The sequence below is a fragment of the Candidatus Accumulibacter necessarius genome (genome assembly GCF_036625085.1).
The window spans coordinates 101,148-114,366 of sequence record NZ_JAZKUM010000010.1 but is presented as its reverse complement, the minus strand read 5'-3'; the positions used below and the strand labels follow the sequence as shown (position 1 = coordinate 114,366).

Annotated in this window: 8 protein-coding genes; 5 read left to right on the top strand and 3 right to left on the bottom strand. The window is 64.2% G+C overall.

Features of this window, described 5'->3' with window-relative positions; translation table 11 throughout:
- Window positions 1-9: 9 nt before the first annotated feature.
- Window positions 10-1,347 carry a GNAT family N-acetyltransferase gene (locus V5B44_RS22505; protein ID WP_332361278.1) on the bottom strand — a complete coding sequence of 446 codons (1,338 nt, stop codon included), beginning with the start codon at window positions 1,345-1,347 and terminating at the stop codon, window positions 10-12.
- Window positions 1,348-1,742: 395 nt separating this feature from the next.
- Window positions 1,743-2,159 (bottom strand): hypothetical protein, encoded by a 417-nt coding sequence (locus V5B44_RS22500; protein WP_332361277.1) that lies wholly within the window; start codon window positions 2,157-2,159, stop codon window positions 1,743-1,745.
- A gap of 239 nt (window positions 2,160-2,398) precedes the next feature.
- Between V5B44_RS22500 and V5B44_RS22495 the strand changes: the two genes are divergently transcribed.
- From V5B44_RS22495 to V5B44_RS22480, 4 genes are read left to right on the top strand one after another with little or no spacing between them, the layout of a single operon-like run.
- On the top strand, window positions 2,399-2,650 hold the full coding sequence (locus V5B44_RS22495) for an acyl carrier protein (RefSeq protein WP_332361276.1): 252 nt from the start codon (window positions 2,399-2,401) through the stop codon (window positions 2,648-2,650).
- 12 nt (window positions 2,651-2,662) lie between these two features.
- On the top strand, window positions 2,663-3,484 hold the full coding sequence (locus V5B44_RS22490; RefSeq protein WP_332361275.1) for a hydrolase 2, exosortase A system-associated: 822 nt from the start codon (window positions 2,663-2,665) through the stop codon (window positions 3,482-3,484).
- Window positions 3,481-4,515, top strand: coding sequence for a hydrolase 1, exosortase A system-associated (locus tag V5B44_RS22485; RefSeq protein WP_332361274.1), 1,035 nt, complete (start codon window positions 3,481-3,483; stop codon window positions 4,513-4,515). Before V5B44_RS22490 ends, V5B44_RS22485 begins: the two co-directional genes overlap by 4 nt.
- Window positions 4,512-5,702: a lipocalin family protein gene (locus V5B44_RS22480; RefSeq protein WP_332361273.1), complete on the top strand. Its 1,191-nt coding sequence runs from the start codon at window positions 4,512-4,514 to the stop codon at window positions 5,700-5,702. The genes V5B44_RS22485 and V5B44_RS22480 overlap by 4 nt, the downstream gene beginning before the upstream one ends.
- A 90-nt stretch (window positions 5,703-5,792) precedes the next feature.
- Here the strand turns inward: V5B44_RS22480 and V5B44_RS22475 are convergent, their stop codons facing one another.
- Entirely contained in the window at window positions 5,793-6,779 is a 987-nt protein-coding gene (locus V5B44_RS22475) for a helix-turn-helix transcriptional regulator (protein WP_332361272.1), read from the bottom strand.
- 274 nt (window positions 6,780-7,053) lie between these two features.
- On the opposite strand from V5B44_RS22475, the gene V5B44_RS22470 reads away from it, so the two are divergent.
- Window positions 7,054-13,158, top strand: coding sequence for a choice-of-anchor D domain-containing protein (locus tag V5B44_RS22470; protein WP_332361271.1), 6,105 nt, complete (start codon window positions 7,054-7,056; stop codon window positions 13,156-13,158).
- Window positions 13,159-13,219 lie beyond the last annotated feature (61 nt).

Here is a 13,219-nt window from a genome sequence, read left to right as displayed (position 1 = left end):
CGCTGCAGCTCAGAGAGCAACACCGACTGCTGCCCCTGGCCGGTCGATCATCAAGCGCGTCGCGTCTTCCAGGTCGGCATGGGTGCTGCCGCTGTACAACGCGTTGACGAATTTCCGCCAGATCAGGTCCGGTTCACCCAGGAGAAACCCGTAGAATCCAGAGCCCGCTTGCCTGCACGCCGCGACCCTGATTCGCGACACTTCAGCGGGCCCAAGTTGAATCGTCACTTCACCCCAACGATTGATTGGAACAGGAATCGGTGCGTGCGCCTGAAACCCATAGCACGAAAGCTGGATAATGTCGAGGCTGAGGTTGCCTTCCGTTCCATCGGGCGCCACGACAGAAAATCTGGCCGGACATCTGACAGAAAAGCGCCGGTGACGCCTGTGAACCGCCTGATCCTGATTGCCGTCGGACACTGCCGGCAGAACATCGTGGTAGGCGGGCAGATCGTAGATCGCATGCAACAGACGCTTTTTGCGGTCACTCAACTGGCTGAAAACCTTGGTGCGGACGTTGAAGAAATGATCGAGCAACTCTGGTGTCAGCACCGGGTCATTGGTGGTATAGAAACGGCGTGGTGGCAGCTGGATGTTGGGCAGCTTGACCTCGGTAAAGAAGGCATGGAGATTTCGCCTTGTCGGTTTGGATGAATAGTGTTTCCTGAAGGTCTCAGGAGCTGTCCTGAGGTCCAGCGTCGCGCCCACTGCCGGCGTGCCATTGACGAAATCGTAGTGCTCGACGACATCCGGAGTCAGACGCTTGAAGAACAGCAGCGATTCGTACATCTCAACGTGGCTGGGAGTAACCGCAATCACGAGGTGCCGTGTATCAAAGAAGGTGGTGCAATACTCGTACATGAATTTCATCAGCGGAAACAGAATTGTTCCGCCGGTACGGCGAAATCGCCGGTGTACCGCCAGTGCAGATACCTCGGCAATATTCCCCTGCTTCTCACGCAGTGCCGTCAGGTCGAAAATCCGCTGCAGCGGAAAGCCCAGAACGCTCTCTCTGATCAGGGACAGGGTACCAACCACTTCCCCGTCATACTTGGCGCAGAGGGTCGTGGTCGTCGGCAAGGCGTGATAAATTGTCACCCGCATCCCGGAAGGATCGGGCTGCATGAAGTTCCTGGCGACGTAGGCGTCGTGGAGCAAGGTGAAACACGCTTCGAGCTCCTCCTGCGTCTCGGCGATTTTGAGCACCAGGCGTTCATTGGGGGCTGGATCGCAATCGACAAGATGACGGTATACGGCGAAACGCCTTTCCTCCGGGAGGCGGTTGAACCACTTCCTCAACGTCCCGCGCAGCAGCTTTCGTACCGGCAAGATCAGTTTTCTGATCATCACGACTCCCTCAGCAACCGCCAACTTCCGGCGGGCGCACTCTAGCTTGCGGGGACGAACATTCGTGCCGCTTCGCTTGGCACTCTCGGAGCACTGCAGTCTACTGTACTTAAATCCGGGAGATATGCCTTTCGAGGAGAAGGCGCACAGGGTCCCTACGATGATTGTCTGGATGAATCAGGTTCTGCGCCGCCCCCAGGACCGGGAGTGGCGAGACTCTTGACCGCTGCCGCCAGGAAGTCGGCAGACCAACGACCATTGCCGGAGATTGCGCGGGGATATAGTGTGATGTTGCACGATGGCACAGACGGATACTCGAGGACCGATCACGAATACCCGCCGCGGCGATGGCAATGAAAAACCCGGTCGTTGCGACTCCTGCCGCGAACCCGTCGTCAGGCGGTGGTGGCTGCTTCGCCCTTCGGGCCCGAAGGTCCTGGCGGGCCCTTGGGACCGGCCACACCCTTGGCACCCGGCACGCCCTGCGGCCCAGCAGCGCCTTCGCGACCCTGAGGGCCCTGCGGGCCCATCACACCAGGATCGCCCTTGGCGCCTGCCGGGCCTCGCTCGCCCTTGGCACCTGCTGGCCCTGGCTCGCCCTGCGGCCCTACCGGGCCTCGCTCGCCCTTGGCACCCGCAGGGCCTCGCTCGCCTTGCGGTCCGGCGGGCCCTTCCTTGAGTATGAGCTGCGCAAACTGGGCCTCCAGCACAACAACGCGCTGCTCCAGCAACTGCATCGGATCAACCGCCCGCGTCAGCAGACTCTCTGCCTTCGCAGTGGCGGACTTCTTCTTGTCTTTCTTTTTCGACAATGTAGGTCTCCTCTCGTAAACAAGGTGCGCGGAGCAACGCGGCTACAACGCTCCACTTGGCACTAAAGCATGGAATGGCAAGGCCGGTCAATCTCCTGCCCGCGAGGCCAGGCGCTGGCGGGCAGCGTGACCTATCGCACAAAGCGCCATGACTCACCTCGGTATAATCATCCTTGAAGCATCGACCCGCGGCCTGCTGGCTGGCTGCCGCCGGCGAAAACCCATCTACAGGAGATTGCATGGACATCAAAGACGAGGTGGTAGCGGTTCTTGACGAGGTGTTGAGCCTCAAGGGTCGGGCGAGCGGATTTTCGTTGAACACACCATTGCTCGGTGCACTACCCGAACTCGATTCGATGGCGGTGGTTGCTCTGATCACGACACTGGAAGAACGCTTCGGGTTTATTGTCGAGGACGATGAAATCGACGGTTCGGTATTTGCATCCCTGGCTACCCTGATCGACTTCGTCCAGGGCAAACTGGCCGCTTGACCATCCCTCGCCATGGCCTTTGAAGCCTTCTTCCTGCCAGCCGCTTCAGGCCAGCGCTTCGCGATTCTTCATGGTCCCGAAGCGCCCACCAGGCATTGTGGCGCGGTGGTGTACGTGCCGCCCTTTGCCGAAGAGCTGAACAAGTCAAGGCGCATGGCCGCCTTGCAGGCACGAGCGATGGCGGCCGCCGGCTACACCGTCCTGCAAATCGATTTGCTGGGTTGTGGCGACAGTTCCGGCGACTTCGGCGATGCCACGTGGGAGGCATGGCTGGCGGATGTCGAGCTTGCCTGCGACTGGCTTCAGCAGCAGACTGCCACACCGCTATGGTTGTGGGGCCAGCGCACAGGCTGCCTGTTGGCGAATGAAGCGGCAAACCGAATGGGACGTCCGGTCAACCTGCTGTTCTGGCAGCCGGTGGTTTCCGGCAAGCAGTTCCTGCAGCAGTTCCTGCGGCTGAAGCTGGCCGCCGGTATCCTCGGCGGAGAAAGCAAGGGCGTGACGGAGCGGCTGCGCAAGCAACTGCAGCAGGGGGAGTCCGTCGAGGTCGCCGGCTATCTTCTGTCACCAGCCCTGGCTGCCGGACTGGAGAAGGCGGAGCTGCTTTTGCCGCACCGCTCTGGCCGCGTCGAATGGATCGAAATCTCCAGCCGGCCGGATGCCAGCCTGTCGCCCGCCGCCCTGGCGCGGCTGACGCAGTGGCAAGCGGCCGGCCAGCACGTCCGCAGCAACCTGGTCAACGGTCCGGCGTTCTGGCAGACGAGCGAGATCAGCGAGTGTCCGGCACTGCTTGACGCCAGCCTGATGGCAATGTCCGAAACGGTTGCGGCATGAAAGTCGTCGAGCAAACCCTAGTGTTCCCCTGCGCCGGCGATCTCCTGCCGGGCATCGTCGCCTTGCCACGGCCATCCTCGGACGCGCATGGCCCCGCCCGAATGGGCAGCAGCGCTGCGTCGGCAGTGCCGGGGAATGGCGCGAGTGCCCCGGATCGGGCTGTCATGCCGGACCCGTCAGCCGGTTGCGGGGTGCTGGTCGTCGTTGGCGGCCCGCAATACCGGGTGGGCAGTCATCGACAGTTCTTGCTGCTCGCCCGCCGCCTGGCGGCTGAAGGCTACCCGACGATGCGCTTCGACTATCGCGGCATGGGCGACGCAAGCGGCGAAATGCACGGCTTTGAAGAAGTTTCGGCCGACATCGGCGCCGCCCTTGACGCCTTTCAGCTGGCATGCCCATCGTTGCGTCGCATCGTTCTCTGGGGGCTTTGCGACGCCGCCTCGGCGGCGCTGCTGTATGTCCAGGCAACGCGTGACCCGAGGGTTGCCGGCCTGGTCCTGCTGAACCCCTGGGTTCGCTCCGAGACCAGCCTGGCGAAGACACAGATCAAGCACTATTACCGCCAGCGTCTGCTACAAGGTGATTTCTGGTGGAAGTTGCTGAGTGGCAGGATGGAAGTACTGAAATCCGTTCGCGGCCTGGTCCGGACCGCACGGGTAGCGCACCGGCGAAGTCCGGCCGACAGGCAGCCGGCACGCTCCTTTCAGGATCGCATGGCCGAGGGCTGGCAACAGTTTTCCGGGAAAATACTCCTGATCCTCAGCGGAGAAGACTATACAGCCAGGGAATTTCTCGAATTCTCGGGCGCCAACCTCGCCTGGTCAGGTCTGATCGAGGCGGTCAAGGTACGCCGCATTGACATGGCTGACGCCGATCACACCTTCTCATCGCTCGCGTCGCGCGTGGCCGTAGAAGACGCGACCCTGGCGTGGCTTGACATCCTGGCAGGCACTGACGACGAGCACGAAATCGCCGCAACGGCTGCTGACGGGAATTCGCCGCCATCCAGGCGAGAGGAATTATGGGCATGAACAATGGAACGACTGGTACCTATGGCGCCCGGCGTCTCAGCCGTGGCAAGGCTCATCCTGGCTCGTCGCGCTGGTTCCGGCGCTATCGCTGGCTGGTGATCTGCGGCTGGCTGATCATGATCCTGGCGGTCGCCTGGCTGCTCTTCTTTCGCTCCGACCAGCCACCAGTGGCGCCACTTGCGGCGCTTGTCACCGAACGCTCGGCATCGGTGGCAGACGCCGCCGCCAGGATGCCTGCGGTCAAGCTGCCGGCGGACGATGCCGCGCATGACAAGCTCACCGAGTGGTGGTACTACAGCGGCCACCTGCGGACCGATTCCGGCGAGCGTTACTCATTTCATCTCGCGACCTTCCTGCGCCAGGGCACGCTGACGCATACCGTATTCCACGGCTCGCTGCTCGACCATCAGACCGAAAAACTCTACACCGAGCAGGCACGTACTGCCGGCAACCCATCGACCGGTCGGCGCGACGGTTTTGACTTCACCTTTGGCGACTGGCAGATGCGCGGAGAAGGTGCCAACCACTCAGCGAAGATGGCCGGCAAGGATTTTGCGCTTGATCTGAAGCTCAACGACCGCCTGCCACCCGTACTGCACCAGGCGCCGGGAACGCCGGTCGCCGGTCTGCTCGATTTCGCCGCCGCCGGCATGAGCTATTACACCTCGCGTCCACGGATGACCGCAGAGGGCACGCTGACCATTGCCGGCACGCCCAGGGCAGTACGCGGCGAGGTGTGGTTCGATCACCAGTGGGGCGACTTCGAGGCGGCGAAACTGCGCTGGAACTGGTTTGCGCTACAACTGGCCGACGGTGCCGACATCATGATTTTCGAACTGTTTGATCGCCAGGGAGGGCCGGTGCTGCGTATGGGAACCCATGCCAAGGACGGCACGGTCAGCGCGATCGGCGCAGCGGACTTCGAAGCCACCTCCCGCGGCACCTGGAAGAGCCCTTCGTCAGGCGTCGTCTATCCGATGGACTGGACGATTTCCGTGCCCGCCAAGGGCTTGAAGTTGAAGGTGGATCCAGTGATCCGCTGGAGCCAGTTTGATGCCCGAACGACCACGCTCAACGTCTACTGGGAAGGCGCGGTCAAGGTCAGCGGTTCGCACACCGGCGTCGGTTTCATGGAACTGAGCGGCTACAACACGCCTGCCGAACAGCCGGGGCCCAAGGGTAAATAGCGGCCTGCACGCTGCCAGGGGCACGAACCGCCGGCTCCCTGCGCAACCCGGAGAGACAAGCGCGCCCGGACAAGAGGTACCTTGCCGCTCTCACCCTTTTCGTTCGAGTCGCGACGCGAGTTCGACCTTGTTGCTGACCCCCAGCTTCTTGAAGCAGTGGGCAATGTGATTGCGAACCGTTGCCGGTGATAACGACAGCGCGGCGCCGATCGCCGAATGGGTCTCGCCTTGGGCATAGCGGGCGGCGATTTCGCGTTCGCGAAGCGACAATTGCTGTAGTGCACCATCGGCTCTTGCGACGACATAGCGCAAGGGACCGCATGGCGTGACATCAAAACGAACCGACGCGGCAGCATAGCCGCCACCCGCTTCGACGCAGGCAGCCAGGGCCTCGGGCAGGCCGCTGCCCCTCCAGTCAGGCCAGTGTCTATGGATGCGGGCAACAAAGGCCGGCGAGGCTTCGCGCAGGAAGCCGTGCGCGTCAATCAGGGCCCACTCGCGGTTGTAAGCACCCGGGACCTTCAGGAAATGGCGCAGGCGGACGGCACGGTGTACCTCCACCAGATGCGGCATCAGCAGTTCCTTGGTCTGGCGCTCGTCCTCGGAAAACGGGCGCCGCCAGTCGTGCCGCCAGACGATCAGGAACTCATAGAGCGACGATGCTGGCTCGATCAGCAACGTGCCAAGCGCACACTCCAGCTTGAAGTGACGGGCAAAGTCGCGATAGAGCGGCGTCCGCACATAGCGCGCGCGGGTCGTTAGATCGCTGAGATTGACGGCGACGCCGGAACCGGAGAGCAACGCCGCACGAAACGGGTCCTGCTCCATTTGCACCGCGTAGGCGTCAAGGATGCCGCGCTCGCAATTGTGCAGATACATGTCGTGCAGCACGGGCGGATTCGCCGCCGCGTTGCCCCACCAGGCGGAGTCGAACGCGATCATGCCCTGGATCTGGTCCAGTGCCCAGCCTCGAAAACTGCCGAGCGTCACCTCTCGACCCTCGCGGTACAAGGACAGGATCAACCGGTTCAGTGTTTGTGCATTGGACATCGCCCGCTTGCCTGTCGTGTACGCCATCCAGCTCCTACGACAACCGATCTCCGCGATAGTGCAACTGCACCATGCAGGGCCTTTACACCCTGCGGCCCGAGGGACGCCTGGATTTGCCCCTTGGCGCCGACTGCCCACTCGACTGCTGGCGCAAGCCGCTGATCTAAATGATTCGGGCAAACTTCGGCAGGCAGGCGAACAATCTAGGCGCGGAAATTGCTTGCGCAACAGCATCCGCCAATTTCGCTTTGCCGGCTGGCCCGAGAGGTCACGAAAACCACGCCTACCGAAGGAGAATAACATGCCCGCACGTCAACGGCCTTTCACCCTGAAGCGCGGCCTGCTGGCCATTCTGCTCGCCTTCCCGGCGCAACAGGCGCTGGCTGCCAACTGCACCTGGAACACGGCCGCGGGCAACTGGAACGCGCTGGCCAACTGGCTGAACTGCGCGACAGGCAATGGTAATCCGGCGCAGACCCCGGGCTCGGTAGACACGGCGACCATAGGCGCCGCCGGGGTAGTGACGGTCAACACGGCGCAGAACGTAGGCACCCTGAACAATGCCGGCCACATCAACATCGATGCCGCGTCGCTGACATTGTTCTCGGGCGCCAACAACGCTGGTGGCGTGATCAATGTGGCCGCTGGCGCAACACTCAACCAGAACAGCGCTTTCATCACCGGCGGCACCATCAACACCACAGGCACCGGCAAGGTGGTAGCCTCCAACAGTAACAGCAATTTCTTCAACGGGGTCACCCTCAACGGCAACCTCGACCTGGCCAGCGGCACCGGCATCGAGCTCGTGACGGGTGGCCTGGTGCTCAACGGCGGCGTCAGCATCAACAACAACAGCGTGCTGTCGTTCGTGGGCGACCAAACGCTCAGCGGCAACGGCACGATCGTGCTGGGCAGTTCAGGTGGCAGCAACCGCGCGCTGAGCATGCAGGGCAATACCGTCCTGACGGTGGGCTCCAACATCGTCGTGCGCGGCGAGAACGGTACCCTCGGCCAGGTCTACGCGGCGGGGGGCACCCAGTCGATCATCAACAACGGCCGCATCTCGGCTGACGTGTCGGGCGGCAAGATCTCGCTGGCTCCGGCCAATGGCACGACCAACAACGGTGTCCTGGAAGCGCAAAACGGTGGCACCCTGGAGCTCAACAGCAACGTCATTGGCAACGCCGGCAGCAGCATCGCGGCTGGCGCCGGCAGCACCGTGCTGCAAAACGGCGTGGCCCTGAGTGGCGTCATCAACACCAGCGGCAATGGCACTTTCCGCGCAGCCAACAGCAACAGCAATTTTTTCAACGGCGTCACGCTCAACGGCAACCTGGACCTGGCCACGGCGACCGGCATTGAACGCGTAACAGGCGGCCTGGCGCTCAACGGCGGTATCAGCATCAACAATAACAGCGTGCTGTCTTTCGCGGGTGACCAGACGGTCAGCGGCAACGGTACCATCGTGCTGGGCAACACCGGCGCCAGCAACCGCGCGCTGAGCCTGGAAGGTAACACTGCGCTTACTATCGGCTCCAACATCGTCGTGCGCGGCGAGAACGGTACCCTCGGCCAGGTCTACGCGGCAGGGGGCACCCAGTCGATCATCAACAACGGCCGCATCTCGGCTGACGTGTCGGGCGGCAAGATCTCGCTGGCTCCGGCCAATGGCACGACCAACAACGGTGTCCTGGAAGCGCAAAACGGTGGCACCCTGGAGCTCAACAGCAACGTCATTGGCAACGCCGGCAGCAGCATCGCGGCTGGCGCCGGCAGCACCGTGCTGCAAAACGGCGTGGCCCTGAGTGGCGTCATCAACACCAGCGGCAATGGCACTTTCCGCGCAGCCAACAGCAACAGCAATTTTTTCAACGGCGTCACGCTCAACGGCAACCTGGACCTGGCCACGGCGACCGGCATTGAACGCGTAACAGGCGGCCTGGCGCTCAACGGCGGTATCAGCATCAACAATAACAGCGTGCTGTCTTTCGCGGGTGACCAGACGGTCAGCGGCAACGGTACCATCGTGCTGGGCAACACCGGCGCCAGCAACCGCGCGCTGAGCCTGGAAGGTAACACTGCGCTTACTATCGGCTCCAACATCGTCGTGCGCGGCGAGAACGGTACCCTCGGCCAGGTCTACGCGGCAGGGGGCACCCAGTCGATCATCAACAACGGCCGCATCTCGGCTGACGTGTCGGGCGGCAAGATCTCGCTGGCTCCGGCCAATGGCACGACCAACAACGGTGTCCTGGAAGCGCAAAACGGTGGCACCCTGGAGCTCAACAGCAACGTCATTGGCAACGCCGGCAGCAGCATCGCGGCTGGCGCCGGCAGCACCGTGCTGCAAAACGGCGTGGCCCTGAGTGGCGTCATCAACACCAGCGGCAATGGCACTTTCCGCGCAGCCAACAGCAACAGCAATTTTTTCAACGGCGTCACGCTCAACGGCAACCTGGACCTGGCCACGGCGACCGGCATTGAACGCGTAACAGGCGGCCTGGCGCTCAACGGCGGTATCAGCATCAACAATAACAGCGTGCTGTCTTTCGCGGGTGACCAGACGGTCAGCGGCAACGGTACCATCGTGCTGGGCAACACCGGCGCCAGCAATCGCGCGCTTTCCATGCAGGGCGACACCACGCTGACCATCGGTTCGGGCATCAGCGTCATGGGCAACAACGGCACCCTCGGCCAGGCCTACCTGGCGGGTGGCAACCAGGTCATCGTCAACAACGGCAGCATCCTGGCCAGCGTGGGTGGCGGCACGGTGGCGTTGGCACCCACGCTGACGCAAAACGCGGCACTGCTGGGTGCCACCAACGGGGGCACGCTGCGCCTGGATTCCAACGTCACACAGACGGGTGCGGGGCAGATCAACGCGGCCGTCGGCAGCGCGGTGCTGCAGAACGGCATCACCATCACCGGCGGCGTGATCAACACCGCAGGCACAGGCCGCCTGGTGGTGGCCAACAACAACAGCAACATTCTTTCGGGCGTGACGTTGGCCGGCGTCATCGACATGGCCAGCGCAACGGGTATCGAGCGTGTCAGCAATGGCCTGACGCTCAACGGCGGCACCATCGACGTGAACAACAACAGCGTGCTGTCGTTCATTGGCGACCAGACGCTGGGTGGTACCGGCAGCATCGTGCTGGGCGGCACCGGCGCCAGCAACCGCGCGCTGAGCATGCAGGGCGACACCGTGCTGACGATCGGTGCCGGAGTCTCGGTTCGCGGTATCAACGGCACCCTGGGCCAGGCCTACCTGGCGGGTGGCACGCAGAACGTCGTCAACGGCGGCAGCATCGTTTCCGACGGTGGCGGCACCATCACCGTGACACCCACGTCGATGATCAACAACGGCCTGATGCGCGCGCAAAGCGGCACGCTGACCGTGCAGTCGCCGCTGAGCGGCACCGGAACGCTGCAAGTGGATGCCACCGGTACCATGAATCTGGCCAACGGCGCCAAGACCCAAGGAACGTTGGCGATGGGGGCGGCCGGCGCAGCGCTCAACCTGGGTACAGGTAACCTCACCATCAACACCGACTACACCAACACCGCCGCCGGTACCGGCAACTCTTTCAACCGCCGCGCCGGCGTCGCGGGAACTGGCCAGATCGTGGCCGGCGCCAACGCAGCCCAGGCCATCACCGGTGCCGGCGTCACCAACGGCAACACCGCCAACGCCACACTGACCATCGGCAACGTACGCGTCGGCGCTACTACCTTCGATTACCAGGTGGCCAACACGGGCAATACCGGCCCGGCGCTGCGCGGTGCTATCCAGACGAATGTCAACGGTGCCAACCTGACTGATGCCAGACTCAGCGGCACTGGCGTCACCGCCAGCAACTACAACACAGGTGCTCCGGGAAGCAACAGCGGAAACCTCGGTGTCACCTTCACGGCAGCCAACGCGGGCGCACTGGCCCCTCTGTCGGGCCAGGTGCTGAACCTGCGCAGCAACTTCGAGAACATCGCCGACCAGAAGCTAAACATCGTGCTGGCGGGCGGTGCAGCGGCGTACAACGCCGCGGTCGGTGCGGCGACGCCGTCGCCGGCGGTGGTGGCCAACCAGCGTGTCGGCGGCACCAACACGGTCGCGCTCTCCGTCAGCAACAACGCGCAGGCAGGCGCCTTCAGCGAGGACCTGCGCGCCACTTTCGGCGCCAACACGGGCGACGCGCAGAACAACAGCGGCATCATCAACGCGCTGGTTGCCGGCGGCTTGAATGCCGGCACCATGAGCGTCGGCGTGAACGCCGGCAGCGCCGGCGCCAAGACCGGGACGGTTACGCTCAACTACCAGACGACAGGTACGGTCAACGGTGTGAGCAACGGCCTGCCGCTGGCCGGTGCGAACGCGCCGCAAACGATCAACGTCAGCGGCAACGTCTACCAGGCCGCGGCCGGGCAGATCGTCACCGCGCCGCTGAACTTCAACGTGCAGGTCGGCCAGGCGGTGACGCAGAACCTGGAGATCCGCAACACGGCCAGCGGGCCGAACGGTTTCGTCGAGGACCTGAACGCCAGCTTCGGAGCCTCCGGCGACGCGCGCATCTCCGGCACCGGCTCGCTGTCCGGCATCCTCGCCGGCACCAACAGCACCGGGGCCAACGGCACGATGACCGTCAACGTCGACACCTCGGCCGCCGGCAGCATCAACAGCAACATCCTGGTGAACTACTTCACCGCCGGCGCGGTGGCGGGCGTCAGTAACGGTCTGGGCATCGCGGCAGCCGGCTCGGAAGCCTACGGTGTGGTCGGCACCATCGTGCAGGGCAACGTGATCGACCAGGCCAAGCCGGTGATCAACGGCGTGGCCAACCCCGGCGCGGTGACCGTGAACCTCGGCAACGTGCGGATCAACACGGCCGCCGGGCAGACGCTCAACGTGCTGAACCAGGCCACCGGCAACCAGCAGGCGGCACTGAACGCCAGCATCGCCAGCAATGGCGCCCCGGTCACCGCCAGCGGCAGCTTCAACGGCCTGCTTCCGGGCAACGCCAGCCCGGGCCAGGCCGGTATCGGCACGTTGCAGGTTGGCCTCGACACCTCGGCCGCTGGCGCGCGCAGCGGCAGCGCGACAGTCAGCCTGGTCTCCGACATCACCGCGTTCGGCAACTGCGCGCCGAACTGCACGCTGAACCTGGCGAATCAGACGGTCAACGTCAGCGGCAATGTCTACCGCCTGGCCAACCCGACGCTCAATGCCCCGACCACCGTCACCGTGGCGGCGCGCGTCGGCGACACGGTAGCGGCGGACCGGGTGGTGTCGATCACCAACAGCTCGGTCGACGCCTTCACCGAAGGCCTGAAGGTGTCGTTGGGCACGATCACCGGCAACGCGCAGGCCGCCGGCGGCATCGCCAACCTGGGTGCCGGTGGCACGGATGCGGGCTCGATCAAGGTCGGTCTGGGCAACACGGCTGTCGCCGGCACGAGTACGGCGACGGTGGCGCTCGACTTCGTTTCCACCGGCGCCGGCACCACCGGCGCGCCGGACCTGCAGGTCGGCACCGGCACCGTGACCGTGGATGGCAAGGTCTACGCGGCGGCGGTGGGCCAGACGCCGACGGCGACGCTGAACTTCGGCGTCGTGCGAGTGGGCGACACGCCGAACGCGAAGGACATCGTGATCGAGAACGCGGCTGCGCTGACGGCGCTCAACGACACGCTGCGCGCCGACCTGAGCGGGGTGAGCGGGCCGTTCACCGGCAACGGTGGCAGCGTGGCGGGCATCGCCGCGCAGGGTAGCGGCACGATCGCGGTGGGTCTGAACACGGCCGCGGCGGGCGTGTTCAGCCAGAACAGCACGGTGAGCTTCCTGAGCCAGAACGCAGACATGGCCGACGTGTCGGCGGGACCAAACGCCAACGTGCTGCTGCAGGCGCAGGTGAACAACCTGGCGAATGCCGACTTCGACTGGCTGTCGGGGGCCGGTGTGCTGAAGCAGAACGGGACCGACTACGTGCTCGACCTGGGCACGGTGACGGTGGGCGCGATCCTGAGCGCGCTGCTGCAGATGGACAACGACGTGGCGGGGCCGGCGGACGATCTGTCGGGCGCCTTCGACCTGAGCGCGGCAGACGACTTCGGCGCGGGCCTGAGCGGCTGGAATCCGTTCGGCCCGCTGGCGGCGGGGCAGGCCCAGGGCGGGCTGCAGCTGAAATGGCTGGCGGCGGCGGTCGGCGACTTCAGCGACACCATCGTCTTCAACGGTGTCGGCACCAACGCGTCTGACCCGCAGGGCCTGGCGCAATCGCGGAAACTCTTCATCCGCGCCAACGTGATCCAGGACGGTGGTGGGGGCACGGTGCCCGAGCCGGGCACGTTCCTGCTGCTGCTGATGGCATTGGCTGGCATGCTTCTCCAGGGTCGGCGCAGCATGCTACACTGAGACGTATAGCGGGTTCCCCGGACGGGGAACCCGCGCCTCGTTCCAGCCCGATTTTTCCCGA